We start from the raw sequence: 25868 nt of genomic DNA, 5'->3' as shown, positions 1-25868 counted from the left end.
TCCTAATTTCCAACCTTTTAAGCCAGTAATTGTCCTTATGGACAGCTGAAAATAAAGAAAACCAGCTGCCGCTGGTTCTCATTTCCAACCTTTTAATAAAAATGACTGTCCCCCGGACTTTTGAGTATAAAGAAAACTGCCTGCCGGCAGTTCCAATCTCCAGCCTTTTAATAAAATTGGCAGTCCACTGGACTGCCAATTTTATTAAAAGCCATCTACATTCGTGTAGATTTTTTGGACGTCTTCGTCGTCTTCGAGAGCGTCGTAGAGTTTTTCAAATGTTGCGAGGTCATCGCCGTCAAGTGATACTTCTGATTGTGGGATCATTTCCAGTTCAGTAACATTAAACTCTTGGATTCCTGATTCTTTCAGTGCCACGATTGCCTTGTGCAAATCAGTTGGTGCTGTATAAACAGTGATTGTGCCGTCTTCTGCTTCTACGTCATCGACTTCGACATCTGCCTCTAGGAGCAATTCAAAAATGGCATCCGCATCATCGCCAGCAAAGACAAGAACACCTTTTTTATCAAACATGAAGGATACAGAACCAGACGCACCCATGTTACCGCCATTTTTACCAAAAGCGGCACGAACATTGGCAGCAGTACGGTTCACATTTGAAGTCAAGGTATCAACGATAATCATAGAACCATTTGGCCCAAAGCCTTCGTAACGACCTTCTACGAAGGTCTCGTCTGTGTTCCCTTTTGCCTTGTCGATGGCCTTGTCAATGATGTGTTTTGGCACCTGTGCCTGCTTAGCACGGTCGATAACGAATTTTAGCGCTGAGTTTGTTTCTGGATCTGGGTCACCCTTTTTCGCTGCTACATAGATTTCGACACCAAATTTGGCGTAAATTTTTGAGTTAGCACCATCTTTTGCGGTTTTCTTAGCTACAATATTGGCCCATTTACGTCCCATGGGGAACCTCCTACATTTTATAAAATCGACTTATTATACCATATTTGAAAGGCTTTGAGAAGAATTTCCCATAGAAAAAGACAAGCTCAGCTGAACTTGTCTTTTACTTTTTACAACTCAACTGTCGCAACTTGATTATCTTTACTTACTTGTCCAAGATTTTCAAGGTTGACAGATTTGATTTCTGCTGTGTTTGTGAAGGCAACGACGATAGTTGTTTCACGTCCTGCTGAGCGAATAGCTTCAAGATCTGCAACAAGGAGCAAGTCTCCTGCTTCAACGCGTTGGCCATCTGTTACCTTAGTTGAGAATGGAACACCGTTTAGTGCAACTGTATCTAAACCAACGTGAACTAAAACTTCTACACCCTTGTCAGACAAGATACCGACAGCGTGTTTTGTTGGGAAGACACTGGTTACAATACCTGAAACTGGTGCGTAAACATTGCCGGAGCTAGGCTCAACTGCATAACCGTCGCCCATCATTTTTTGTGAGAAGACCGGATCTTTCACTTCTGTGATGGCGATGGCTTGACCTTCAGCAACAGCATAAACTGCCTCGGTCACACCCTTGAATTGTGCTTCCTCAACTACTGTTTCAGTCGCAACAATTTCCGTACGAGGGATGGCTACGCCAGATTCTAGTAAGTCTTGAATGTCTGATTTGAGAACATCTGCTTTTGGTCCGTAGACTGCTTGAACACCTGAGTCTTTGATAATCAAGCCCATAGCACCCGCCTGTTTCCAAGCATTTTCATCTCCAACCTGTGCCACATCTTTAACACTAACGCGAAGACGAGTCATACAAGCATCCACATCTGCGATATTATCACGACCACCAAGCAAGTTGATGATTTGTACCACTTGTGAATTGGCATCCGCAGTATCTACGTTTGAGTTTGAAACCACATCTGTTGTTTCTGTATCATAGTTGCCATTGCGTCCAGCTGTTGCTAGGTTGAATTTTTGAATCATGAAGTTGGCAATGAAGTACATTACAACTGCAAAGAGGGCTGTTACCCAGATAAAGTTGACAACGTCCATACCGATACCAGCTTTAATCGCCATCGGTGTACGTGTAAGGAATTCGATATTACCAAATGAGTGCATACGCAAATTGACAATATCCGCCATAGCAAAAGCAGCACCTTGTACAAAAGCATAAACGACATAGAGTGGCATTGCTGCAAACATGAACATAAACTCAATTGGTTCTGTTACACCTGTCAAGAAGACGGCTGCAGCAGATGAAAGGAACATACCACGATATTTTTTCTTCTTATCCTCATCAACATTACGGTACATAGCAAGGGTCAAGCCCATGAGAATACCTGAGGAACCAATCATTTGACCTACTTTAAAGCGAGCAGGGGTTACATTGGCAAGAAGGTCATTGTACTGAGTCAAATCACCAGCATCCTTGAGGTTAATCAAGTCTGTAATCCAAGCCAACCAGAGCGGATCTTGACCAAATACTTGTGTACCTGCTTGTGCACCTGTCAAGATGTCATAGGTACCACCAAGTGATGTATAGTTCATTGGAATGGTCAACATGTGGTGCAAACCAAATGGAAGAAGCAAACGTTCCAAGGTACCATAAACAAAAGGTGCAAGAATTGGTGCTGTATCCTGTGAGCTTGCAATCCATTTACCAAAGCTATTGATTCCTGTTTGAACAACTGGCCAAAAGATAGCTAATCCTAGCGCTACAAGAACTGAGCGATAGATAACCACAAATGGTACAAAGCGTTTGCCGTTAAAGAAGGTCAATACATCTGGCAACTTGCGATAGTTGTAGTATTTGTTGTAAGCAGTCGCACCAACAAAACCAGCAATAATCCCTACAAAGACACCCATGTTCAAAGCAGGCTGACCAAGGATATTGACAAAGTATCCAGATACTGGAATTTCTGTCCCAAAGACTGTGCTAACAGTCGCAGTCGCATCTGCCAACATATCAGTAGTTACACCGAAGAAATGACCTGTAATCAAGTTAATGAGGATAAACGCAAGACCTGCTGAGAAAGCACCGCCAGCTTTTTCCTTAGCCCAGCTACCACCGATTGCCAAGGCAAAGAGCAAGTGAAGGTTTCCGATAATCCCCCAACCGATTTGGGCAATGATATTCCCAATACGAATGAGCAATTCTGATTCAGGACTGATTAGTGGAATCGAGTTTCCGATAGAAACCATCAGACCTGCCGCCGGCATAACGGCGATCACTACCATCAAACATTTACCGAATTTTTGCCAAAATTCGAAACTAAGAAATTTTTTCATATGTTTCTCCTAAATTTTTCTTGGTCAGTTGACCTTTAAATACTAATGTTAACTTCCACACCAAAGTGGTCTGAAATAATGGGAAGATTATCTCCATTGAAAATCACACGACTGGATTGAACCTGTCTTTTCTGATTTAAGAACACATAGTCCAGACGTTTTTCCTGACTATGACCTGCCCACCCATCAATGGCTTTTTCAACGGTGATTCCCCTATCCTTTTTCTCAGCCAAATCATAACTATCATATAAACCTAAGTCCTTGATTGCTTGATAGGCTTGTGGATTTGACAGGGCATCCGTATTGAAATCTCCCATTAGAATTTTCAAACGTCCCGAACTTGTCCGTTCCACAATCGAGCGAATATTCTCTAACTGATTTTCTTCTTTACTGTCAGGAAGATTGATATGACAAGAATAAATGTCAATCCATTCCTTCTCGTGCAAGACTGTCAAACCGATGATTTTTCTAGATAAGATTGATGTCAGGTCTTGGTTCTGACTACAGTAGAAGGCATCTACTTCATAGACAGGTAGTTTAGTCAAGAAGGCAATTCCTTCATCATATCTATCGTAACCAATATGGGAATTGGACCAGAAATAAGAATAGTCTGCTACTCCAAGCTCTTTCAGCTTTTCAAGCAAAACCAAACCATAATTGTCTTGGCGTAAGTCTTTGGTCACCAAGGGACTTGTCATTAGCTGATTGACTTCCTGAAGAGCGATCACATCATATTGCTTTTGGGCAATGGTCTGAGCTAAAATATCCAATTTTTCATGCTGGTCATCTTCTAGCCAGGCATGAACATTGACTGTTAGTAATTTCATATCTCTCCTTTCTATTTACTTCGTAAAACCTTTTCAACTTGTAGCCTTATTATAACGTAAACGTTTTCACTTGTCAACACTTTTACGGAATAATTTAAAATGTTTTACGTAAAAGTTTATCTAGACTTAGAATACTGACCTTTGCCATTTTTTATGATATACTAGCGATAAATAGCAAGCTAGGAAGTTACCCCCCAATGAGTAAATACAAGAAAGTCTATGCTGACATCAAGGAAAAAATTGAACAAAATATCTGGCAGGCCAATCAAGAGATGCCTACAGAAAATGAACTGATGGAGATTTACTCCTATTCCAAGGACACCATCCGCAAGGCCCTATCTCTCTTGGAGATGGATGGCTATATCCAAAAACGTCAAGGCAGAAATTCCATTATTTTGTACCATAACCTTGTTCGAAAACCATTTGTGTCCGAATTGAAGACCGTTAGCGAACTCAACCGCTCTGCCCACCATCAAGTCCAGACCGAATTGACCAACCTCTATATTGTCCAAGGTCAGCCAGAGGTCATGAAAGAATTGGAAGTGGATGAAAAAACGGATCTCTACCGTGTCAGTCGCGTTCGGACTATCGACGGTGAGCGATTAGAGTATGAGATTTCCTACTTTGACCGCAGGATTGTTCCCTATCTCAGCAAGGAAATCGCTGAAAAATCGATTTATCAGTATTTGGAAAACGACCTAGGCTTAGAAATTTCCCATTCCCGCCGAGAAATTTCCTTCCGCTTTGCTACGGAGGAAGAAAAAAGCCTGCTAGACCTAGCAGGCTACGACATGGTGATCTCTGTTACCAGTACCACCTATTTAGCAGACGGCCGTCCCTTCCAGTACGGCACCATTACCTACCGACCAGACAAGGTTACCTTTGTTTCAATGGCCAAACGGTGATCAACCCATTCTCTCTATTCAACCCAGTGTATAGGCACTGGGTTTTCTTGTGTCGTGAGCGCTAAAAAAGACAAACACCGAAACGATGTTTGTCCTTATTACACCTTGAGCATTTTACTTTCAAGGAGTGATATCAGACTTCACTGCCTTTCTGATAAGCTCAGCTTCTTTTCTTTTTCAAAGCAGCCAAGGATACCAAGCCGGTCAAACCTAGCAACAAGAAGGAAATATTTTGACTGTCACCAGTATTTGGCAGGACTGGTTGAGTTGTTGTAGTTTCCATTTTCTTGCTTTCTTCCTCAGCAGAAACAGTAGACTCAGCAAAAACCTCGTCCTTGTTTGAGTCCTTGTTAGATTCGGCCGTCTGGTCCTTAACGTCTTTATCTATCGGAGTCGTTGTAACCACCCTGCTATCAGAAGTAACTAAAACCGTCAGCCCTTGATAAGCTGCTTGCCCCAGGCTAAAGATTCGTCCAAGCTGGTCAACCAGCTCCACAAATAGAATCGGTGCAACTGACCCACTTGTCTTAGCCTTGAGACTCAATGCAATAGATGATAAATCACCAGCTTCTTTTTCAACCACAAAGGTATTCCCTTCAAGCTTGATTCCCTCTGAAAGAACTCCATCTACTAGAGCCGGATCAAAGTGTAAACGAATTTGGTAAGTACCTTTTTCAATGCCTTTGAGATCGCCCAACTCTAGTGTCACAGGGAATTCCTGACCAATTTTAGCTGCTTCCGGAAGAACGGCTAAAATTCCTTTGGCAGGCTCATCATAACTCAATCCAAAACCAATTGGGTAGGCAACCTGGTCTGTACTGAGCAATCCATCCTTAATCAGAGGTATGTCTACAGGCAAGCTACCCTTGTGTGGTAGGCCGGCAAAGATAACTTCTACCCCAGCTGGAATATTTGGACCGAACGCATTATCTGGTCGGAGAGCCTCCGTTGGATCCATTCCCTTGTTACCATAGACTGCTACAATTGCCTTAGCAGCTGGATAGTTAGCAACATCATAAGGTTTGGAAATACTCATGACAACAACTAGCTTACCTTGGCTATTAGCGTAATCTACAACCTCAGTAGGAACCCTGGTCAACCAATGGTCACTAGCCAAATGAGATTCACGTCCAATTTCCGACACAAGGATAATATGACTCGCTTTGTCTAAACTTTCTTTCAAGCTTTCCGAACTAGATTCCGCATTGTATCTAACAGTTTCAAATGTAACATCTGCTGGTATAATACCATCCGCCTGCAAGCGTCTCATTCCCAAATCAAGGCCAGGAAGTTCGTTATTATAGGCACCCAATAATAAGACATGGTCACCAGCAGTCAACTTAAATGGCAAGATAGTATCATCGTTCTTAACCACCGTTACCGCGCTGGCGGCAATTTGTCTTTCCAGGTCTCTATTCAAATCAGATCCTACCGCCTGGTTGGCTGCCTCTGCAGTTCTTGCCGCCAAGTCAAAGTCCAATACGCCGCGTTTTGCTTTCAAACGTAAAATCCGTCGAACAGAATCATCCAGCATGCCTTCTGTAATGTGTCCCTGCGCCACTGCAGCTTCGATGTCATCAATAATAGCATCGATTTTAGCTAAATCAAGCTTGTTTCTCAAAACTGTTGGCATCAAGACAATATCCACACCTGCTTGTATGGCCATGATCGCTGCTTCGGATTCCCCAAAGTTTTGAGAAATGGCGTCCATACCCATAGCATCCGTAACAATAATTCCATCATAGCCATACTGATTGCGGACAATGCCTGTCAAAATATCATCAGACAGGGTAGCAGGAATATGAATTTCTTCGCCAGATTTTTTAGAAACATAGGTATCTTTCTCAATCTGTGGGTATTGGATATGAGCTGTCATAATCATGTCCACTCCGCCATCCATGGCAGCTTTAAACGGAGCTAATTCTAAGGCTGCCAATTCTTCCATTGACTTATCTACCAGAGGAAGACCTGTATGAGAGTCGGTTGCGGTGTCCCCATGGCCTGGGAAATGCTTAGCTGCTACAGCCACATTATGGGCCTGAATTCCCTGCATCAAAGGAATTCCTAGGGAGGCAACAAGTTCAGGATTAGATGAGAAGGAACGCAGACCGATAACAGGGTTTTGAGGATTATTATTTGTATCCAATACCGGCGCAAAATCCACATTGACACCCAAAGCAGATAATTCCCTACCGATAATCTCACCAGCCTGTCTAGCTAACTCTGGATCACGGGTGGCACCCAATGCCATATTCCCTGGTAGGGCCGTACCTGAACCCAGACGATAAACAATTCCCCCTTCCTGGTCAATAGCAATCAAGAGAGGGATATTCCCATTCTGAGCCTTATTTCCAACTGCAGCTGCTTGCATATCCTGTGTAAGATTGAGGGTTTGTTCCGTTTCCTTTACGTTTTCCGCAAAGAGGATAACGCCACCAAAATCGTACCCATCAATCGCTTCTGCAATTTCTTCATTAACAACCGTCAGGTCGCTCACCACTTCGCTACCTTCCGTCTGCCACTTACGAAAATCCGGCATCAACATCTGCGTGATTTTTTGCCGTGTAGACATGTCGTCAATCATGCTAGTGATTTGCGTCTCTGCATCTACAACTTGTTCACCAGTGTTAAGCTCCTCACTAGCTGGAGTTGCAGATAAGTCTGTGGAACTGGCAATCGGTGCATTCACAGCTTCAAGACTGGTGCCTGTTTCTGGTGAAACAGGTTCCGTATTGGCCTTGACTGTAGCCCATGGACTTGTCGCCATAGCAAGCGCAAGACCTGCTAAGTACAAATAGCTATGCTTTTTCATAGTTACCTCCATTTTTTGTTTTTTATATTATTATACAAAAACATCCGCTACCTGTAAACGTTTACCGCCTGACTGTTGACATTCTCTACTAGTTTTTTTCTCCATTCGACAAAATGAAAAACCAGTTGTACAAATACGAACAACTGGTTTTATCACTATAGACTTATCTTACTCATTCAACCATTGGTCAACCGTTTCGCGGTTGACATCAATCCATTTTTGAGCGGCATCGTCAGGAGACATCCCCTCATTCATATCCAAAAGAATGGACTCCATATCCTCAGAGGTCCAGTGGAAATTATCCACAATTTGGTACAATTGAGGCATATCCTCTTGCAGACCTTTCCGTGCAATCGTATGGATATTTTCTGTCGAACCAAATGAACCTTCTGGGTCGTCCAAGTATTTCAAGTCATATTTGGAGAACATCCAGTGTGGAGACCAGCCCGTTACGATGATTTCGTCTTGGTTGGCAATCGCTTTTTCTAAAGCGGTTGTCATGGCACCTGTAGAAGCCTTGGTCAATTCCCAACCAGACAAGTTTCCATAGTCTTGCAGGGCATTTTCAGCCGCCTCCATAATTCCTGCACCGGGCTCAATCCCTGTGATAGTTGTGGTCGCCTGATTAGACAGGTCCGCAATGCTAGTCACATCCATATAGGCTGGGACAACCAATCCGAGCTTAGTCCCTTCCATATTTGGTCCCAAATCATCTAATTGGTTCTTATGTTTGTCATAGAGCGACGCCTGTGTGACCGGCAACCAAGGACTGACTGAGAAATCCGAGTCCCCGTTTGCAACTGACTGCCACATGACGGCATTATCCAGCGGTACCATTTTTACGTGGTAGCCCGCCTCTTCCAAGACCTTGGCAATGACAGTTGTCGACGCCACCTCAGTATCCCACTGAGTATGGGAAATGGTCACCGTCTGTCCCTGCTCTGTATTTCCGGAAGTCAAGGCTAGGAAGCTTCGTCCCAAAGCTGCTCCGACAAATACCAGCAAGGCCGCTAGAGCGATGCACTTGTTGGTTGACGATTTTTGTCCAATTTCACGTTTGGCATTGAAAGCCTGAGTGACACGGTCAAGGATAATCGCTAAGATAACCAAGGAAATACCAGATACAAATCCATTCCCGATGTCCGCCTTCTGAAGGGCAGACAGGACTTCACGACCCAGACCTGGCGCCCCGATCATAGAACCAGTAACCACCATGGACAGGGCCAACATCATGGTCTGATTGACACCAGCCATAATGGTATTTTTAGCCAAGGGCAATTCAACCTTAAACAATTTCTGAGCCGACGTTGAACCAAAAGCATCCGCTGCCTCAACCAACTCTGTCGAAATTTCACGGATCGCCAAATTAGTAAACCGAACTGTCGGCGGTAGGGAGAAAATCACTGATGCAAAGACACCTGGCACCATGCCAATCCCGAAGAAGGCTACCGCCGGAATCAGATAAACAAAGGCCGGCATGGTCTGCATAAAGTCCAAAATCGGATTGACAATTTTCTTGACCGTATTGTTCTTGGCCATCCAAATTCCCAGAGGAACCCCGATAACAATCGAGATCAGGCTGGCTACGATGACCAGAGTCAAGGTGTTGATCAATTCATCCCACAACCCTTGGTTGTAAATAAAGAGCAGGCCCAAGAAAGTCATGACTGGCAGGGGCCATTTTTTTCGTGCCAAAAACCATACAGCTACAGTTGCTAATCCGATAAATAGGAGCGGATGAATGAACAATAAGGTGTTGGTGATCCAGTCCATCAAGGTACTCCCGATGGCTTGTAGTATATCAAACAGCCCTGCGAAGGTCGTGGTCAACCAACTGGTCAAGGCCTCTACCAGCTCTGCCACTGGTAGTTTTTCTTGCAATAAATCCAAAATATCTAACCTCTTTCTCTAGTTTTCCTCTGTTTCTGACGCAGTGCCATCATCTGGAATATTAGCCAAGGCTTCAATCACGCGCCCGCGAATAATAACCCCAAGGAGCTTATTGTGCTCGTCCGTCACGGCAATCGGCGCCGACGAATCATAAATCAGAGGCATAATATCTGTAATCACTGTATCTTTTGAAACCGTCAGAACGTCCTTATCAATGACATCAGACAGTGGCAAGCCCTTACGACGCGCCTCGATAACAGCATCTGCGGTCAAGGCTCCCACCAATTCCCGACGACGATTGGTTGCCATCAACATAGAAACCTCCTCTGTACGCATGCGCATCAGAGCAACTTGCGGCCCGTCCAATTCAACCGTTGCCGTAATCGGCTTAATCATAATATTTTGTGCCGTCAAGACCTTGGAACGATCGACATCTTCCATAAATTCACGAACAAAATCATTGGCCGGATTGGTCAAAATTTCCTCACCAGTACCGATTTGCATGATTTTCCCGTCCCTCATCAGAGCAATACGATCACCAATTCGCAAGGCCTCGTTGAGGTCGTGACTGATAAAGATGATGGTTTGCTGATTGCTAGCTTGCAAATCCAAGAGCTCATCCTGCATTTCACGACGAATAAGCGGGTCCAAGGCTGAAAAAGCCTCATCCATCAAGAGAATTTTCGGTTTGTTGGCCAAGGCTCTAGCCAAGCCGACACGCTGTTGCATCCCACCAGACAGTTGGTCTGGGTATTGATCCTTGAAGACCAACAAGCCTGCATTTTCCAATGCCTTCTCAGCCGCTGCCTGACGTTCTTCTTTTGATACCCCACGCAATTCCAGACCGAACTCTGTGTTTTCCAAAATCGTCTTATGTGGAAATAAGGCAAAACTTTGGAAAACCATGTTCATATCGTGGCGACGCACCTGCCGCAGCTCTTCAGCGTTCATTTTTGAAATATCTTGACCATCCAAGACAATGCTACCAGATGATGGTTCTATCAAACGATTGAGCATCCGCACCAAAGTTGATTTCCCTGAGCCCGACAGACCCATGATGACAAAAATTTCGCCCTCTTGGATTGAAAAATTAGCATCGTAGACCCCAACGGTGGCACCTGTTTTCTTCAAAATTTCTGTTTTTGATTTTCCCTGTTTGACCATTTCAAGGGCAGCCTTCTGCTTTTTACCAAATACTTTGGTCAAATTTTTCACTTCTAGTAATGTCATGTGAACTCCTTTCTCGAAGTGGCTACATTATAAAATTTAAGTGTTGTCACTTTTTATAAACTCTATCTTAAAGTAAGTGAAGCCCATTGTCAAGGAAAAAGTGTTCACATCATTTTCAAACAGACTATCAAAAATACCCTCAAACGCCGTATCTACAAGGCTTAAACTTCGGTGAAAGAGTAAAAAAAACAAACCACCGAAGTGATTTGTCTTTTATGTAAGTATTATTTGCTGTGCCAGATGTCTTCGTTGTACTGCTCGATTGTACGGTCAGAAGAGAAGAATCCTGCTTTGGCGATGTTGTGGACAACTTTTTTGTTCCAAGCATCTTGGTCTTCGTAATCAGCAAAGACTTGCTCTTTGACTTCAATGTATTCTGCCAAGTCAATCAAGGTCATGAACCAGTCTTTAGAGATGAGTTCATGGTGGAGACGGCTCAGGCGTTCTTCATTACCAAGTGCAAGTACTTCATCGCTGACGATAAAGTCAACTGCACGCTTGATATTGGCATCGCCATTGTAATAGTCCGAAGATACGTAACCAGCCTTGTCGTACAAGTCGATAATGGTATCTGAATCCTTACCAAATGTATAGATATTGTCCATACCAGCCAACTCTGCAATCTCCACGTTGGCACCGTCCATAGTACCAAGCGTCAAAGCACCGTTGAGCATGAATTTCATGTTACCAGTACCTGATGCTTCTTTAGAAGCCAATGAGATTTGTTCAGAGATGTCAGTCGCAGGGATCAATTTTTCAGCAACAGTTACGTTGTAGTTTTCGACCAAGTGAACATTGAGGTACTTGCTGACTTCTGGGTCATTGTTAATCAACTCAGACAAGCAGAGAATCAAGTGAATAATGTCTTGGGCAATCACGTAAGCAGGTGCTGCCTTACCACCAAAGATAACCGTGATTTTACGTTTTGGCAGATTACCGTTCTTGATTTCAAGATACTTGTGGATAACATACAAAGCGTTCATTTGTTGGCGTTTGTACTCGTGGAAACGTTTGATTTGTGTATCAATAATAGAATTTTCATCCAGTTCGATACCTTTGTTGTCTTTCAGGTAACGTTTAAGAGCCAACTTGTTGTTGAACTTGATTTCCGCCAACTTAGCATGAACTTCCTTGTCATCTGCGAAAGCAAGCAATTTCTCAAGCTTAGTTGCATCTGTCAAGTAGTCATCGCCAATCAATTCCTTGATGTAGTCTGCAAGGTCTTGGTTAGCAAATTCCAACCAACGACGGAAGGTGATACCGTTTGTCTTGTTGTTGAATTTCTCTGGGTAAAGCTCGTAGAAACCTTTCAACTCAGAGTTTTTCAAAATTTCAGTATGGAGAGCCGCAACCCCGTTGACAGAGTTTGAGAAGTGGATATCCATGTGAGCCATATGCACACGACCAGACTCGTCGATGATGTGAAGGGCAACATCCGCTACTTCCTTAGCAACCAAAGCATCCAATTCCTTGATGATGTCTACCAAGTGAGGCACCACTTCTTCCAAGAATGACAATGGCCATTTTTCAAGGGCTTCTGCCAAGATGGTGTGGTTGGTGTAACCAGTCATGTTCTTAACGATGGCCACTGCTTCTGCAAATTCCAAGCCGTGTTTTTCAGTCAAAAGACGGATCAATTCTGGAATAACAAGTGAAGGGTGAGTATCATTGATTTGAACGTAAGCATAGTCTGCCAAGTCACGCACATTTGAACCACGCTCAATCGCTTCGTCAATCAAGAGCTGGGCAGCATTTGACACCATGAAGTATTGTTGGTAAATGCGGAGCAATTCACCATTCTTGTCTGAATCATCTGGATACAAGAAGAGGGTCAAGTTTTCTTGAATAGCCGTCTTGTCAAACGTAATGCCATTTTCAATCAAGCCATAGTTGACAGACTGGATATCAAACAAGTTGAGGTAGTTCTTAGTGTCTTTCTTGTAACCAAGAATATCCAAACGGTCCAATTTAGAAGTCAAGGTAAAGTTTTTGAAGGGTACATCGTAGCTGATTGTCGTTGGAATCAACCAAGAATCATTTTCAATCCAGAAGTTTGGCTCTGCATCTTGTTGGTTGTCCTTGAAGACTTGCTTGAAGAGACCGCAGTGGTAGTTAAGACCAACACCCTCACCGTTGATGCCAAGTGTTGACATAGAATCCACAAAGCAAGATGCCAAGCGTCCAAGACCACCGTTACCAAGTGATGGTTCTGGTTCAACGTCTTCAACCTGTGCCAAGGACTTGCCAGCTGCTGCTAATTCTGCCTGAATGTCTTTGTAGACACCCAAGTTGATCAAGTTATTTGACAAGAGTTTACCGATAAGGAACTCTGCTGAGATATAGTAAACCTTGCGTTTACCTGTGTTTTTTGGCATATCTGCCGCTGATAGTTTAACATAGTTGAGCAACTGAAGATAGATTTCTTCGTTGGTCATATCTGCTAATTTCTTGTTGGCCTTGCTTTCTGCAAATGTTGTAAAGTTATTCATGATTTTTATTTCCTCGTTGATATAGTGTAGTCATTTTGACTAAGAAGTCTATGCGGTCCTGGGTTAAATCTTCGGCTTTCATCCGCCATTCCCAGTTGCCTCCAACAGTTGAAGGCATGTTCATACGGCTGTCTTCACCCAAGTCCAGAACATCTTGCATGGTCGCAATAGCTGTATCGCTGACAGTTGCAAACAGTGTTCGAAGCATGGCTTGAGTAACTGGCTCAATCGGTTTTCTGTTGGTATAGGCATCTACAAATTCCTGTTGTTCAGGCTCTAGATTGTTATACCAGCCATTAACCACCTCATTATCATGGGTACCTGTATAGGCGATTGAGTTTGGCACACAACGGTGTGGGATGTCGATGCTCTGCCCTGTCACATCAAAGAAGCCAAATTCCAAGATTTTCATACCTGGGTAGCCGCAGTCTGCCAGCAACTTGCGTGCCTTAGCATCGATATTTCCAAGGTCCTCTGCAATAATCGGCAGGTCCCCAAGGGTTTCTTTGACTGCCTTGAAGAGATTGTAGCCTGGACCTGGCTCCCAAGTGCCGACTTTCGCTACTTCAGCATCTCCTGCTACCTGCCAGTAGTCTGAGAAGCCTTTAAAGTGGTCAATCCGCAGGACATCATAGAGCTTGAAGCTCTCGTGAATTCGGTAAATCCACCAGTTGTAGCCTGTCTTCTCATGCTGCTCCCAGTCATAAAGTGGATTGCCCCAGAGCTGACCATCTGCAGAGAAGTTGTCCGCTGGCACACCTGCCACATAAAGCGGCTTGCGTTCGCTATCTAATTTGAAGAGCTGTGGCTTGGTCCAAACTTCCACGCTATCAGCTGATACGTAAATAGGCATATCTCCAATAATCTTGATGTGATTCTTGTTGGCGTAGTCCTTCAACTGCTTCCACTGGCTAAAGAAGAAATATTGCGTTACTTTAAAGTAATCAATTTGGTCTGCCAATTCCAAGCGGTATTTTTCAAGGGCTTCTTCATTTCGAGCAACCACTTTCTTGTCATCCCATTCTTGTAGGGCCTTGTTGCCGAAGTGCTCCTTGATTGCCATGAACTCTGCATAATCATTAAGCCATGATGAATTAGCTTTTTCAAACTCCTGAAAGGCTACTTTACGCTTGTCATCACTCAAGAAATTTTTAACAGCTCTTTCCAAGATTGGACGACGTGCCTCATAAATTAAGGCGTAGTCCACTTTTTCTGGATTATCTCCAAAATTCACATCTTGGTAATCAAAGTTGGCCAATAAATCTTCGTCTGCCAATAAATCAAAATCAATTAAATGGGTATTTCCAGCGATGGCTGAAAATGATTGGTAGGGAGAATCTCCATAACTTGTCGTTGTGAGAGGAAGAAGCTGCCAGTAGGTCTGCTTGGTTTCAACCAAGAAATCCACAAAATCATAGGCAGGCTTTCCAAAAGTACCGATACCAAACTTACCTGGAAGTGAGGTAATATGCATTAAAATTCCACTGGTACGATTCGCCATAAAAACGTTTTCCTTTCTTTCAAGTACAATGATAGTTTAACGCAAACGTTTGCACTTGTCAAGGAATTATACAATATTTTTAAAAACTTTTCCGTAAAACTGCTCAAAAGCTGTCAATATGAGCTTTATTAAATACTTGTTAATACCTTTCAAAAAGAAAATCCGAGAATTTCTTCTCCGATTTTCTATATTATCTTATTTTTTATGAAAAGGTTTGCTCTTCAATTTTGATTTCATTGTCAGCCACATCCGCGAGTAAGTTGGTCACATTTGTATGGTCCAAATAGAAGTCTGTCACCTTATCACGAATTTGATTTTCAATCACTCGACGAAGTGGACGAGCCCCCATTGCCTTGTCATAGCCTGATTCCATCAAGAATTCTTTGGCAGCTTCGGTCACTTCAAGGGTAATCCCTTTTTTAGAAAGGGTTTGATTGACCTGGGCTAGCATCAATTCTACGATAGCTTTGAGATCTTCTTTATCCAAATGCTTGAACTCGATAACTGCATTGAAGCGATTAAGGAACTCCGGACGGAAGAATGGTGCGATGCGGTCCATGATGTCTGGCTCTTCTTCTTGATCTTCTTCCACACCATAACCAAAACCTGCATTAGATGTAGCGATGATAATGGTATTCTTAAAGTTGACTTGATTGCCCTGTCCATCAGTCAAATGACCATCATCCAGCACTTGCAAAAGGAGGGTAATCACTTGTGGATCAGCTTTTTCAATCTCATCCAAGAGGACAATGGAGTAAGGATTGCGGCGGACACGCTCGGTAAGAGTATGGGAATTGTCATCATAACCAACGTAACCAGCTGTGGTACCGATTAATTTGGAAACGGCTGTCCGATCGCTGTATTCAGACATATCCAAACGAATAATGGCATCCTTATTACCAAACAAGTCTAGCGCTAACTGTTTTGCCAACTCTGTCTTACCCACACCTGTCGGACCAACAAATAGGAAGGAACCAATCGGACGGTTTCCGTCATCAAAACCTGCTCGGTTACGACGAATGGCACGGGATACAGCTTCCACCGCATCGTCTTGACCGATAACGTTTGCTGCCAGACGATTTTTCAATTCCTTGAGTCGTTCAATATCAGAAGCTCCCATTTGCGAGACTGGAATTCCTGTCATCCGCTCAACTGCCTGAGCCACATCATTGACGGTCGCCACCACTTTCTGTTGCTCCGTATGATTATCAATCTGTTTTTGTAGCTTATCAATACGGACTTTTTCATTCAAGGCTTTTTCATAATCCTCTTTTTCAGCTGCTTCCAACTGCAACTGTTTTGCCTCAGCCATTTCTGCTTCCAAGGTCTGAATATCTGTCACAGGATGTTGTGCAGCCAAGTGTGCAGCAGTCACATCGACTAGGTCAATGGCCTTATCAGGCAAGCTGCGCTGTGGAATATATTGGACAGAATAATCTACTGCAGCTCTCAAAACCTCATCTGGCAATTCAATATTGTGGTGGGCTTCATAAAGCGGCTTGATTCCTTTCAAAATCTGGTAGGTGTCTTCTGCGGACGGAGCATGAACCTTGACTTCATTGAAACGACGAGCCAGAGCGGCGTTTTTGTGAATGGTGTTGCGGTACTCGTCTTGCGTAGTGGCACCAATCACCGTCAGCTCTCCACGTGACAGGGCTGGTTTGAGAATATCCGCTAAACCTTTGGAACCTGAGTCCCCACCAGTGCTACCAGCTCCCAAAATCTGATGAATTTCATCAAAGAAGAGAATGATATTTCCTGCTTTTTTGACTTCATCCACAAGATTTTGCACATTTTCCTCAAAAGCTCCACGATACTGAGTCCCAGCTTCCAAGCCAGAAATGTCAATGGAGATGATTTCCTTGTTCTTAATGGCTGCTGGCACATCACCATTGACAATGGCCTGAGCCAAACCTTCCACTACAGCAGTTTTACCAACACCCGCATCACCGACCAAAACAGGATTGTTCTTGGTCCGACGAGCTAGGATTTCAGAGGTTTCTTGGATTTCCTTGTTTCTTCCAATAACAGGATCCAACTTACCTTCACGCGCATCCTGGGTCAAATTGCGACCAAGTTTTGCAAGAATCCCATCTGACTTTATCTGACCTTTAGCCTGTGTTTGAACCACTTCTTCTGTCTGTGGCAGACGACCTGTCTGACGATAAATGGCAAATTCCTCTGGGGTCACTTCACGCCCATTGATAGAATAACGTCTACGTTCTGTGCTGTAGCCACCCATGTTTCCCATGAGTTGATTGAAAATATCGTCCATATTGTTAAAGTTATTAAAATTGTTGTTCATAGTTCCACCTCGTTTATTTTTATCATTTTTATTGACCAATACTGACCTTTGAGTTAAAAAAATTACTAATAGGAAATAATCTTATCTTTCATCCTAACCTCCTTAGAAGTTTGTCCTTTACTGACCAATAAGACTAATAGAAAATCAAATAAGCGTTTGACCTATACTGACCTTTTGGTTGAAAAATATGCAAGGCCTCATTACCTTACATTCATTATTCTACACTATTGGTCAGTAAAAGTCAATAGTTTTGTTTGACTTTTTTTTGACTTTTTGATAAAAAAATCTATCTGACGGTAGATTTGGTAGCTACTAGATGATAATCCCTTCCAAATGATCTAGTTCATGCTGAACAATCTGGGCTTGGAAGTCTGTCAGCTTTAGGCTGACAGACTTCCAAGAAGCATCAAAAAATTCCACTTCAATCTCCTGATAGCGAGTGGTCGGACGGGTACCTTCGAGCGATAGACAGCCCTCCTCGCTCTGATAGGGCTTGGCCTTGCTGATGAGGACGGGATTGTACATGACCAGGTTGGTGAAACCCATGTTCACGATGATAATCCGCTTTTTGACGCCAATCATATTGGCCGCCATGCCCACGCAGGAGTGAGCGTTGGCTGACAAAGTATCCTGCAAATCCTGACCGACCTGCACATCTAGCTGAGTCGCAGGCTCAGACTTTTGTTGCAGGAAGAAAATATCTTTCATAATAGGTTGAATCATGGGAGTGGCTCCTTACTCATAAACTACATCTAGTATACCAAAAAAAAAAAGCCTAGTTTCGACTAGACTTATCCTCTTTACTTTTGGCAGTAAATTGCAATGGCTTGACTGACTAAGGCTGCAGTGCCTGATCCACCAGCTCGGTCGATATTAGCTGAAAATCGCTCATCTTCAACGTACATAAGACCTAGCCCCTGCAAGATTTCCTTGGTGCAGGTGTAGAAGTTTTCTGTGATATAAGACTGCAAGTTGGCTACCTGAGCCTGCACATCAGGATGACTAACTTCCAAGCTCTGCATTTTCCCAAATGCTTCAAAAATAGCCTCCATCTCTCGGGCAAACACTCGGTCCTTGCTAGCATCGTATCGCTCTTCAAACTCAGCATAGGCCGCGGTCTGTCCCCACCGCTCCTTGGCCTCCGTCTTGTAGGCTTCTAGTTGACTGCTGTCAAATGCGTGAAAGTCCATAACTTCTCCTCCTTTTTCTGTGAGCAATCTGGCGTGATTGATGATGCGGTCCAGCCGTTCCCTTTTGAGCTCTAAAAGGCTGATATGGTCCCGCAAGACCTGTTGACGATTGACTTCCGTCACGTCCAGAAGCTGCTGAATTTCTTTGAGAGGAAAATCCAACTCACGAAATAAGAGAACTTCTTGCAGACGAGCCAAATTCTCCTGATTATAGTAGCGATAACCATTTTCAGCCACAAATGCTGGTTTGAGCAAACCAATCTGGTCATAGTGGTGCAAGGTCCTCACCGTCAATCCTGTCAACTGACTGACCTGCTTAACCGTCCAATTTTCGTTCATAGAAATCTCCTCTCTATGCCCAGTATAAGGGATAACGTAAGGTGAGAGTCAAGAATTTTATCAAAAAACTTTTACATCTTACTCCACCCTCACCGGCACGCGCCCGTAGGTCTGCTCTGCCATTGCATCAGCGCCCAGTTGATAGACCAAATCCGCCTGCTGGGTCAGGCTGTCCCAGGGCTCTTTTCCGATCCTCGTCACCAAGCCCACTCGCTCCTTGACCGTCTTGAGATAGGCCTGACCTCGAGCCGAGAAGCCTAGGACATGGACCGCATCTGGCAAGGGAGTTTCCACCGCATTGACCAGGATGTAGGTCAGCACCCGCCGCACCCGCGCCTTGGTGTAGCGCTTGGTCGCAACGGCATCCACTAACTCCTCCACGGTCGCTACGCTCCCAATAGCAGAGCGGATACGACTGGCTAGTTCTTCGTTGACCTGAAAGACCTGACTGAGATCTGGGTGGGTCGCAATCTGGTAACGGAGCAGAGGAAAATAGTTACTCCAGCTTACCTTGGTCGCCTCTTCAAAGAGACTAGCAGACGGTAAAAAGTCACGCACCAAGTCCAGCTGGTCAGCACCCTTGCGGATAGCTGTCGCCGAGGCGTAGGACGTTTCCACCTCTTCCGAATGAAAACCAGCTCCCTGCCGTTGAACAGGGCTGAGCTGAATGCCTGTTCCAGCCACCGCCTTAGCATAAGCCAGAGCCAGAATATGGTTTGGCGTGTCACCTGTGAAGGTTAGACCCGCAAATTCCTGCCACATGGCCTGTGTCTTCTGCGGATAAGAGAGATTGTCTGGCAAGTTTTTCACAAAATTTTCCATCTCTTCCAACTTATCCACATAGATATCCGCAATTTTCTGGTAATCCAGCATTTCTTCCGTACCGAAAACCAGCTTCTCCACACCTAGCCTGTGTAAAATGCTGATGGCTCCCTTGGCAAAGTGATCAGCTGACTGGACGGACACTAAAAAGGGCATCTCGACAACCAAGTCTGCCCCGTGTTCCAGAGCCATCTGAGCCCGTGTCCACTTATCCACAATAGCTGGCTCACCCCGTTGCATGAAATTACCAGACATGACCACGATTTTCAACCCCTCAGCCTGCTCCAGCAGGTATTTATGACCTGTATGGAAGGGATTGTATTCTGCTACGATGCCTGAAATCATGCCTTGACCGCCTTGAAAAACCACCGCTGGCTGGTTTCTGTCGGAGCTTGATTTTCAAAGTCCGCAAAGACTTCCACAGATGTAAAACCAGCTTGTTTCAAACATTCCACATAGGTTTCAATCGGATAGGTCCGCTCTTCATGAACTTCATCCCGACGGATAAACCGCTCCTCTTGACTGTCCTCATCTTTGACAAAGAAGGTCAATTCATGAACGATGGAATACTCATGCTCACCTTCATAGGTGTCCCAGACAAAGGCAAAATCCTCGTAGTTTTCATGGTAACTATAGCCTGCAAACACTTCCTCCATTTGATAGATGGAGTGGACGTCAAAAAGGAAAGTACCACCTTGATTGAGAACAGAGTGAACTCCTTCAAAGACCCGGAAAACGGCATCTTGGTCCGACATATAGCACAGGCTGTCCGAGTAACAAGTCACCGCATCGAAATCTCCAACACCTTCCAGAGCCATCATATCTGCTTGGGCCAGTTCCATCATGACACCAGCAGCTTCTGCTTTTTTCTGGGCTAATTCCAACATCTCATAGGACAAGTCCAAACCTGTCACTTCGTATCCCTTTTGAGCAAAACGTACAGCCTGAATCCCTGTCCCACAGGCCAATTCTAAAATTGTCTTGGTGTCTTGCGGCAAGTTCCGCAAGCTAAAATCTGTCCATTTATCATACAAGCTGTCATCCATGATTTCATCATAAACCGCCGCAAAGGTTTCATAAGTTGCCATATTTTCCCATTTTTCCTTTCATAAAAAGCAGCCCATCGACTGCTTCATTAACTCACACTGTGTTCAAGAAGTTCATCACTTCTAATTACATAATAGTGAACTCTCTTTGGTCACTTTCGAGTTTTATGGTGACCAGCTGAAACAGTTCCCCAAACTGTTTCACTATTCCTCTTCTAAAAAGTCTGCGACTTCCAAGAAACTGCCTTCATGCCATAATTTTTCGAGGTTGTAGAGGTCACGCATTTCTTCTGAGAAGATATGAACGACAACGCCTCCAAGGTCCAAAAGGACCCAGCCACCGTTACTATCGCCTTCTACACGGCTACCCTTGATCCCAACTTCCGCTACCTTTTCACGGATGTTTTCCGCAATAGCCTCCAACTGCCGACTGTTCATGGAACTGGCAATCACAAAGTAGTCTGTCAGGCTGGTCACGCCTTGAACATCAATTACAACAAGGTCCTCAGCTCGCTTGTCATCAGCAGCCTGAACCACAACTTTTACTAAATCTAGTTCTTTCATCTTATCCTCTAATTATATTTTCTAATTTATCCACCTGGGCAAAATTCCATGACCAGATGTTTTGGTAGTGGTCAATCAAGTCTTTGTCATCCAATTTACCTGAATAACCTGTCGTCGTTCCGTCCTGAAGCACAGCTACCTTGTAGCCTAGTTCATAAGCTACTTTAATCGTCGTATCAATGCAAAAATTGGTCGCCATACCCATGATGATGAGCTGCTCAATTCCCGTTTCCTGCAAATAGGCATGAAGACCCGTTTCCTTGAAGGCACTGTTAAAGGTCTTATCGAAAATCTTCTCACTAGCTAAGGGTGCAACAATTGAGTGAATTTCCCAGTCGGCAGTCCCCTTGACCAATTCCTGGTCATGATGGCGGACATGGATGACTTCTAGCCCCGCTTGACGAGCTTGAGTAAGGCTATCTTGCCAAAGAGCCAGTCGTTCTTCAATTGCATAGGGTTGCTCCGCTACTAGCATATTCTGAATGTCAATGACTAACAATGCAGATTTCATAGCTTAACACCAGGCGTTTCCAAACGGAAGACCAATTCCCTTTCTTCTTCAAGATCCAAGACAAAACCATTTTTCTCCAAGAGTCTTGCCATCTTTTGGTTGCCCTTGACATAAGCTGCAATCAAATGGTCGCAGACAGGTTGTGATTGAGCCATTTCTATTACGACCTCCAAAGCAGCCTGGCCATAGCCTTTCCCTTGAAACTCTTGGCCAATCATAAACCGCCAGAGCATATACTGCTGGATGTCCTCATCAATGTCAATCAAGGCAAAACCGACCACCTGTTCATCTGCCCAGATGGCATAGGGGAAAACATCACCGTTCTCTCTATATAACCAGGCATCTGCCAAGGAACGCACGTTTGGAGCCACGAAGACCTTGTCCTCCTCGGCTACTGTCAAGTCCAAAACAGCTTGATAGGAGCTTTCATCCACAGGCTTTAATGCAATCATCCCTACTCCTTCAAATAAGAAACATATCCATTATAGGTTTCCAAGGTTTGTGGATAAATGGGAATTCCCTTCTTGGCTAAGTAAGAAATGGTTTGGGCAGTTTCAAAGGCTACTGCCTTGTCCAAGGACTCTTTTGCGATACGACGCGCCTCGTCCACCCCGGGAAAATCCCGATTGGGTTCGATGTAGTCCGCCACGTAGAGAACCTTGTCCAGCAAGGTCATCTGCCCAGCACCAATGGTGTGTCGTTGAATGGCTTGGAAAATTTCCTCATCTTTCAAGCCAAAATCTTCTGCGATCTTATACGCACCAACCACACCGTGCCAGATGTTATTATCCCAGTTGAGCAGGTCCCTATCCAAATCATACTTGGCAATCAAGTCCAGAAAGACTTGGTCTTCCACTTCCTTGGCATAGTCATGCAAGAGTGCTGCCAGACTAGCTTTTTTCGGATCACAGCCGTATTGTTCTGCCAAGGCAAGCGCCGCTTCTTCCACACCCAAGACATGTTGGAAGCGCGCTGGCTTCATGGCTACACGGATTTTTTCCAAAAGAGCCTGACGGTCAAAGGTCAAATCTGCTGCAATCATTGGTAAAGTCCCTTTTCTTCGATATAGTCCAGAACTTCATGAGGCACCATAAAATTCGGCACTCGTCCTTGCTTGATAAAACTACGCACCATGCTGGAGGAAATGTCCATCAAGGGTACATCTACCCAGATAACCGGATAGGAAGTTCCTGCCTTGTAACGAGGACGCTGGACACCAACAAACTGCACCAACTGGACCAATTCATCAATCCTATGCCATTTTGGAAGGTAATCTACCATATCTGCACCGATGATAAAATAATAATCCGTATCAGGATTTTTTTCCTTCAGCAATTTCATGGTGTCGTAGGTATAGCTGACACCACGGCGCTCCAGTTCAATGGTTTCAATCCCCAAGCCCTCTATACCTGCAATAGCCATCTTGAGCATGGAATAGCGATGGTATTCGTCAATAGTTTCTTTTTTATCCACATGAGGTGGAATGAATTCTGGCATGAGCAAGACCTCATCCAACTTCAACTGTTGACGGACCTGGTCTGCCACAATCAAATGAGCATTGTGGACAGGATTGAAATTCCCTCCCAGAATCCCCACTTGTTTGCGATTGGTTTCTTTCTTTTCAACCTCTAATTCAACCTTGGTAAAGGGTGTTAAGAGTTCAATAGCCATAGGCTCTCCTTCTTAGATTTCTTTGACCTGTTTGGAAATTTTACGGTTCTCTTTCTTGCTAGATTGTTTGAATAAAATCAGGATGCGACCGATTTTTTGGACCGTATCCACACCGATTTCTTCTTCCAAGATTTCAGCTACTTCGTGGATGTTTTCATCCGTATTTTGTAGCAAGGTCACCTTGATCAATTCACGCGCATCCAGCGCCTGACGAACACTGGTTTTAATCTGGTCATTGAGACCATTTTTCCCAATCTGAATGATGGGTTTAAGACTGTGTGCCTGACTGTTTAAAAAGGCACGCTGTTTTGAAGTTAATGACATAATTTCTCTTTTCTTTATTCAACTAAGCAGAGCTAGTCTGCTAACATTTTCTGAATCACTTGAGGAGGCTCTTTCAGCTTGTAGATACCAGTGTAGGGAAACTCCAGATAGCTTTGTAGTATTCCCTCATAGGCAAATGCTGTAGTTTCACCTTCTGCCATGACAAAGGAAATCCGCACATGGGGTGAAACCAACGGTGCATCGTGAACACTATCTTGACGGGTCTTTTTTGCATTTCCAAGTTCTGTCAAAAAAGTTGCTATCTCTTCTGATTGGTCGATTTTGACTACCTCTTGACCTTGGACCAAACGAATTTCCCGGACCTCACTGGCTTTGGGAAGATTTGGTTCTTCCCCTGGCCAAAACCAATAGGCCAGAACACACAAACCAACAATGGCCAGCATACCAACTACTTTTCTCATAAGTGACCCCATTTTAGACTTCATTAAATAATGGCCTTGCGGATGACCACATCAACACCCTTAGGAGCCCAAGCAGCAATCTTGGCCTTTTCATTGACACGAATCCAACCAAGTCCTGAAAAGACCACATCCGTCTTCTCGTTGATGGTAAATTCATGGCGGACCAATTCAGGAAATTCTTTCAATTCCTTGCTGGTTGGCGGCACTAAAAGTGAGCCCGCATGTTTCTGGTAAAATTCACTAGCTCCCTGCAGTTTGGTGCGGTGGAGTTGGAGCTCATTGTCAAAGAAGGCCGTAAAGCCTTGGCGTTCACCAGCCACAAAGTCAAATCGTCCCAGACCAGCCAAGAACAAGGTTTGTTCTGGATTGAGCTGGTAGGTCTTTGGCTTGATTTCCTTACGAGGGCTGATGTACTTGAGGTTTTTAGCCGTCAAATAATGGGCCATCTGGTGGCGATGGATAATTCCTGGCGTATCATAAATGAAAGAACCATCATCCAGAGGAATCTCAATCTTATCTAAAGTTGTCCCTGGAAAACGTGAGGTGGTAATGACATCCTTGTCCCCTGTGATTTCTTGGATAATGGCATTGATGAGCGTTGACTTGCCGACGTTGGTCACGCCGACCACATAGACATCCCGACCCTTGCGGTGTTGTTCAATTTTTTCAATCAAGTCCTTGATAGCTTGCTTGTTTTGGGCCGAAGTCAAGACCACATCAACTGGTCGCATGCCGATTTCATGCGCCCGCTCGGTCAACCACTGAGTAACCTTACCTGGCTTGACTGACTTGGGTAAAATATCCTGCTTGTTGCCGACCAAAAGCACGTCATTTCCAGAAATAAAACGAGGCAAACCAGGAATGACTGACCCATTGAAATCAAAAATATCAATGACATTCACTACCAAGGCATCGCTTTCTCCTACACTATGGAGGAGTTTCAAGAAATCATCGTCTGAGATATTGACATCTGAAATCTCATTGTAATGGCGCAAACGGAAACACCGCTGACAGTAAAGTTGCCCTGTTTCCAGACCTTTTTCGAGGGCAGATTGGGGAGTAAATCCGGCAATCTCTTTATCTGTCGTCTGAATTTGAGCACCACAACCGATACAAAATAATTCTTCCACTTACATCTCCCTCTTGTAGTCTATCGCTCCATATTTGGCGATAATTTTCTTTATGGTCCGTCGCTCACGCCAACGGTTAATCTGCGTATTGATCGAGTCTGACTGAATCAAGGGCTTGACCAAAACAGACTTGAGCCCTGCTCGCTTAGCAGCCCGAATGTCCGTCATCAACTGATCACCAATCATAACCACTTCATGTGGCTGGACATCAAAGCGTTTCAGTGCACGGTTCATCCCAAAGGTGAAAGGCTTGAGAGCGAAGGCTTCAAACTCAATTCCAAAAGGGGCCACTGCTCGCTTTACCCGCTCATATTTGTTGTTAGAAACCACCACAACGGGAATGCCTGCGGCCTGTAAATCCTGTAACCACTGGCGCATCTCTGGTGTACCATCGGGATTATTCCAAGCAATTAAGGTATTGTCCAAATCGACAAAGACCACCTTAATACCCTGTTTTTTCAAACTGTCAACCGTTACATCATAGGCCTTTTCCAAGGCAAAATCTGGCATGTAATTCTCTAAACTCACTAATTTCTCCAAAAAATATAATCAGATAATTATAGCATTTTTTCGCAAAAAAAGCGAATAACAAGGGGAACGATCATTTCCGCATCCCATCAAAAAAGGACCGACTAGGTCGCATCCTTTCTGAGCATTTTATTGGTCAACGACATGAGTCCTTGATTCTTC

Annotated in this window: 23 protein-coding genes; 1 reads left to right on the top strand and 22 read right to left on the bottom strand. The window is 44.2% G+C overall.

What is annotated here, in order from left to right; all coding sequences use genetic code 11:
- Nucleotides 1-204: 204 nt before the first annotated feature.
- The 3 genes from ACHBHN_RS06170 to ACHBHN_RS06160 all read right to left on the bottom strand — a co-directional run bounded on the left by ACHBHN_RS06170 (nucleotide 205) and on the right by ACHBHN_RS06160 (nucleotide 4027).
- The gene (locus tag ACHBHN_RS06170) at nucleotides 205-921 is read right to left on the bottom strand and encodes a YebC/PmpR family DNA-binding transcriptional regulator (RefSeq protein ID WP_394733799.1); all 717 of its coding nucleotides are present in this window, start codon (nucleotides 919-921) and stop codon (nucleotides 205-207) included.
- 110 nt (nucleotides 922-1031) lie between these two features.
- Nucleotides 1032-3200 carry a PTS transporter subunit IIBC gene (locus ACHBHN_RS06165; RefSeq protein WP_394733798.1) on the bottom strand — a complete coding sequence of 723 codons (2169 nt, stop codon included), beginning with the start codon at nucleotides 3198-3200 and terminating at the stop codon, nucleotides 1032-1034.
- A gap of 35 nt (nucleotides 3201-3235) precedes the next feature.
- Entirely contained in the window at nucleotides 3236-4027 is a 792-nt protein-coding gene (locus ACHBHN_RS06160) for an endonuclease/exonuclease/phosphatase family protein (protein WP_105111180.1), read from the bottom strand.
- Nucleotides 4028-4224: 197 nt separating this feature from the next.
- Here ACHBHN_RS06160 and ACHBHN_RS06155 point away from each other — a divergent pair, with 197 nt between their 5' ends.
- The gene (locus tag ACHBHN_RS06155) at nucleotides 4225-4932 is read left to right on the top strand and encodes a GntR family transcriptional regulator (protein ID WP_394733797.1); all 708 of its coding nucleotides are present in this window, start codon (nucleotides 4225-4227) and stop codon (nucleotides 4930-4932) included.
- A gap of 160 nt (nucleotides 4933-5092) precedes the next feature.
- Here the strand turns inward: ACHBHN_RS06155 and ACHBHN_RS06150 are convergent, their stop codons facing one another.
- The 19 genes from ACHBHN_RS06150 to ACHBHN_RS06060 all read right to left on the bottom strand — a co-directional run bounded on the left by ACHBHN_RS06150 (nucleotide 5093) and on the right by ACHBHN_RS06060 (nucleotide 25706).
- A complete protein-coding gene (locus ACHBHN_RS06150; RefSeq protein ID WP_394733804.1) occupies nucleotides 5093-7699 on the bottom strand; it encodes a glycoside hydrolase family 3 N-terminal domain-containing protein in 2607 nt (868 codons plus the stop codon).
- Between the two features lie 213 nt (nucleotides 7700-7912).
- The gene (locus tag ACHBHN_RS06145) at nucleotides 7913-9637 is read right to left on the bottom strand and encodes an ABC transporter permease/substrate binding protein (RefSeq protein WP_394733803.1); all 1725 of its coding nucleotides are present in this window, start codon (nucleotides 9635-9637) and stop codon (nucleotides 7913-7915) included.
- 15 nt (nucleotides 9638-9652) lie between these two features.
- Entirely contained in the window at nucleotides 9653-10864 is a 1212-nt protein-coding gene (locus ACHBHN_RS06140; protein ID WP_105111176.1) for a glycine betaine/L-proline ABC transporter ATP-binding protein, read from the bottom strand.
- Between the two features lie 224 nt (nucleotides 10865-11088).
- Nucleotides 11089-13353, bottom strand: coding sequence for a glycogen/starch/alpha-glucan family phosphorylase (gene glgP, locus ACHBHN_RS06135; protein WP_394733796.1), 2265 nt, complete (start codon nucleotides 13351-13353; stop codon nucleotides 11089-11091).
- Nucleotides 13346-14854 (bottom strand): 4-alpha-glucanotransferase, encoded by a 1509-nt coding sequence (malQ, locus tag ACHBHN_RS06130; protein WP_394733795.1) that lies wholly within the window; start codon nucleotides 14852-14854, stop codon nucleotides 13346-13348. The genes glgP and malQ overlap by 8 nt, the downstream gene beginning before the upstream one ends.
- 202 nt (nucleotides 14855-15056) lie before the next feature.
- Nucleotides 15057-17159 carry an AAA family ATPase gene (locus ACHBHN_RS06125; protein WP_172074036.1) on the bottom strand — a complete coding sequence of 701 codons (2103 nt, stop codon included), beginning with the start codon at nucleotides 17157-17159 and terminating at the stop codon, nucleotides 15057-15059.
- A gap of 312 nt (nucleotides 17160-17471) precedes the next feature.
- Complete coding sequence (locus tag ACHBHN_RS06120; protein WP_394733794.1) at nucleotides 17472-17882, bottom strand: peptide deformylase; 411 nt, start codon at nucleotides 17880-17882, stop codon at nucleotides 17472-17474.
- Nucleotides 17883-17959: 77 nt separating this feature from the next.
- Nucleotides 17960-18688: a MerR family transcriptional regulator gene (locus tag ACHBHN_RS06115; RefSeq protein WP_394733793.1), complete on the bottom strand. Its 729-nt coding sequence runs from the start codon at nucleotides 18686-18688 to the stop codon at nucleotides 17960-17962.
- 78 nt (nucleotides 18689-18766) lie between these two features.
- On the bottom strand, nucleotides 18767-19855 hold the full coding sequence (locus ACHBHN_RS06110) for a nucleotidyltransferase (RefSeq protein WP_394733792.1): 1089 nt from the start codon (nucleotides 19853-19855) through the stop codon (nucleotides 18767-18769).
- Nucleotides 19852-20598, bottom strand: a complete 747-nt coding sequence (locus tag ACHBHN_RS06105) for a class I SAM-dependent DNA methyltransferase (protein WP_394733791.1) — start codon at nucleotides 20596-20598, stop codon at nucleotides 19852-19854. The genes ACHBHN_RS06110 and ACHBHN_RS06105 overlap by 4 nt, the downstream gene beginning before the upstream one ends.
- Before the next feature lie 162 nt (nucleotides 20599-20760).
- Entirely contained in the window at nucleotides 20761-21120 is a 360-nt protein-coding gene (gene rsfS, locus ACHBHN_RS06100) for a ribosome silencing factor (RefSeq protein ID WP_029177784.1), read from the bottom strand.
- Nucleotide 21121: 1 nt separating this feature from the next.
- Nucleotides 21122-21631: a cysteine hydrolase family protein gene (locus ACHBHN_RS06095; protein ID WP_394733790.1), complete on the bottom strand. Its 510-nt coding sequence runs from the start codon at nucleotides 21629-21631 to the stop codon at nucleotides 21122-21124.
- Nucleotides 21628-22083, bottom strand: a complete 456-nt coding sequence (locus tag ACHBHN_RS06090; protein WP_394733789.1) for a GNAT family N-acetyltransferase — start codon at nucleotides 22081-22083, stop codon at nucleotides 21628-21630. The genes ACHBHN_RS06095 and ACHBHN_RS06090 overlap by 4 nt, the downstream gene beginning before the upstream one ends.
- Before the next feature lie 2 nt (nucleotides 22084-22085).
- The gene (yqeK, locus tag ACHBHN_RS06085; protein ID WP_394733788.1) at nucleotides 22086-22673 is read right to left on the bottom strand and encodes a bis(5'-nucleosyl)-tetraphosphatase (symmetrical) YqeK; all 588 of its coding nucleotides are present in this window, start codon (nucleotides 22671-22673) and stop codon (nucleotides 22086-22088) included.
- The gene (locus ACHBHN_RS06080; protein ID WP_014637492.1) at nucleotides 22670-23302 is read right to left on the bottom strand and encodes a nicotinate-nucleotide adenylyltransferase; all 633 of its coding nucleotides are present in this window, start codon (nucleotides 23300-23302) and stop codon (nucleotides 22670-22672) included. Before ACHBHN_RS06080 ends, yqeK begins: the two co-directional genes overlap by 4 nt.
- Before the next feature lie 12 nt (nucleotides 23303-23314).
- On the bottom strand, nucleotides 23315-23626 hold the full coding sequence (gene yhbY / locus ACHBHN_RS06075) for a ribosome assembly RNA-binding protein YhbY (RefSeq protein ID WP_004195298.1): 312 nt from the start codon (nucleotides 23624-23626) through the stop codon (nucleotides 23315-23317).
- Between the two features lie 32 nt (nucleotides 23627-23658).
- Entirely contained in the window at nucleotides 23659-24048 is a 390-nt protein-coding gene (locus ACHBHN_RS06070) for a DUF5301 domain-containing protein (RefSeq protein WP_161943424.1), read from the bottom strand.
- Nucleotides 24049-24071: 23 nt separating this feature from the next.
- Nucleotides 24072-25178 carry a ribosome biogenesis GTPase YqeH gene (gene yqeH, locus ACHBHN_RS06065; RefSeq protein WP_394732701.1) on the bottom strand — a complete coding sequence of 369 codons (1107 nt, stop codon included), beginning with the start codon at nucleotides 25176-25178 and terminating at the stop codon, nucleotides 24072-24074.
- Nucleotides 25179-25706 (bottom strand): YqeG family HAD IIIA-type phosphatase, encoded by a 528-nt coding sequence (locus tag ACHBHN_RS06060; protein WP_105123398.1) that lies wholly within the window; start codon nucleotides 25704-25706, stop codon nucleotides 25179-25181.
- Nucleotides 25707-25868 lie beyond the last annotated feature (162 nt).

This window comes from Streptococcus sp. A22 (assembly GCF_043674215.1).
Taxonomy (GTDB): Bacteria; Bacillota; Bacilli; order Lactobacillales; family Streptococcaceae; genus Streptococcus; species Streptococcus suis_V.
Note: the sequence above shows the minus strand (reverse complement) of the source record. Positions and strands in the feature narration are given on the sequence as shown.

Coding starts and splice junctions, on each gene's coding strand:
- ACHBHN_RS06140 (WP_105111176.1), bottom strand. CDS start 10,864: ATGACATTACTAGAAGTGAAAAATTTGACCAAAGTATTTGGTAAAAAG.
- ACHBHN_RS06105 (WP_394733791.1), bottom strand. CDS start 20,598: ATGGCAACTTATGAAACCTTTGCGGCGGTTTATGATGAAATCATGGAT.
- ACHBHN_RS06110 (WP_394733792.1), bottom strand. CDS start 19,855: ATGATTTCAGGCATCGTAGCAGAATACAATCCCTTCCATACAGGTCAT.
- ACHBHN_RS06160 (WP_105111180.1), bottom strand. CDS start 4,027: ATGAAATTACTAACAGTCAATGTTCATGCCTGGCTAGAAGATGACCAG.
- ACHBHN_RS06125 (WP_172074036.1), bottom strand. CDS start 17,159: ATGAACAACAATTTTAATAACTTTAACAATATGGACGATATTTTCAAT.
- ACHBHN_RS06080 (WP_014637492.1), bottom strand. CDS start 23,302: ATGGCTATTGAACTCTTAACACCCTTTACCAAGGTTGAATTAGAGGTT.
- rsfS (WP_029177784.1), bottom strand. CDS start 21,120: ATGAAAGAACTAGATTTAGTAAAAGTTGTGGTTCAGGCTGCTGATGAC.
- ACHBHN_RS06115 (WP_394733793.1), bottom strand. CDS start 18,688: ATGAACGAAAATTGGACGGTTAAGCAGGTCAGTCAGTTGACAGGATTG.
- ACHBHN_RS06095 (WP_394733790.1), bottom strand. CDS start 21,631: ATGAAATCTGCATTGTTAGTCATTGACATTCAGAATATGCTAGTAGCG.
- yhbY (WP_004195298.1), bottom strand. CDS start 23,626: ATGTCATTAACTTCAAAACAGCGTGCCTTTTTAAACAGTCAGGCACAC.
- ACHBHN_RS06150 (WP_394733804.1), bottom strand. CDS start 7,699: ATGGCGACAAGTCCATGGGCTACAGTCAAGGCCAATACGGAACCTGTT.
- ACHBHN_RS06165 (WP_394733798.1), bottom strand. CDS start 3,200: ATGAAAAAATTTCTTAGTTTCGAATTTTGGCAAAAATTCGGTAAATGT.
- ACHBHN_RS06070 (WP_161943424.1), bottom strand. CDS start 24,048: ATGAGAAAAGTAGTTGGTATGCTGGCCATTGTTGGTTTGTGTGTTCTG.
- glgP (WP_394733796.1), bottom strand. CDS start 13,353: ATGAATAACTTTACAACATTTGCAGAAAGCAAGGCCAACAAGAAATTA.
- ACHBHN_RS06155 (WP_394733797.1), top strand. CDS start 4,225: ATGAGTAAATACAAGAAAGTCTATGCTGACATCAAGGAAAAAATTGAA.
- malQ (WP_394733795.1), bottom strand. CDS start 14,854: ATGGCGAATCGTACCAGTGGAATTTTAATGCATATTACCTCACTTCCA.
- ACHBHN_RS06120 (WP_394733794.1), bottom strand. CDS start 17,882: ATGATTCAACCTATTATGAAAGATATTTTCTTCCTGCAACAAAAGTCT.
- ACHBHN_RS06170 (WP_394733799.1), bottom strand. CDS start 921: ATGGGACGTAAATGGGCCAATATTGTAGCTAAGAAAACCGCAAAAGAT.
- yqeK (WP_394733788.1), bottom strand. CDS start 22,673: ATGATTGCAGCAGATTTGACCTTTGACCGTCAGGCTCTTTTGGAAAAA.
- ACHBHN_RS06090 (WP_394733789.1), bottom strand. CDS start 22,083: ATGATTGCATTAAAGCCTGTGGATGAAAGCTCCTATCAAGCTGTTTTG.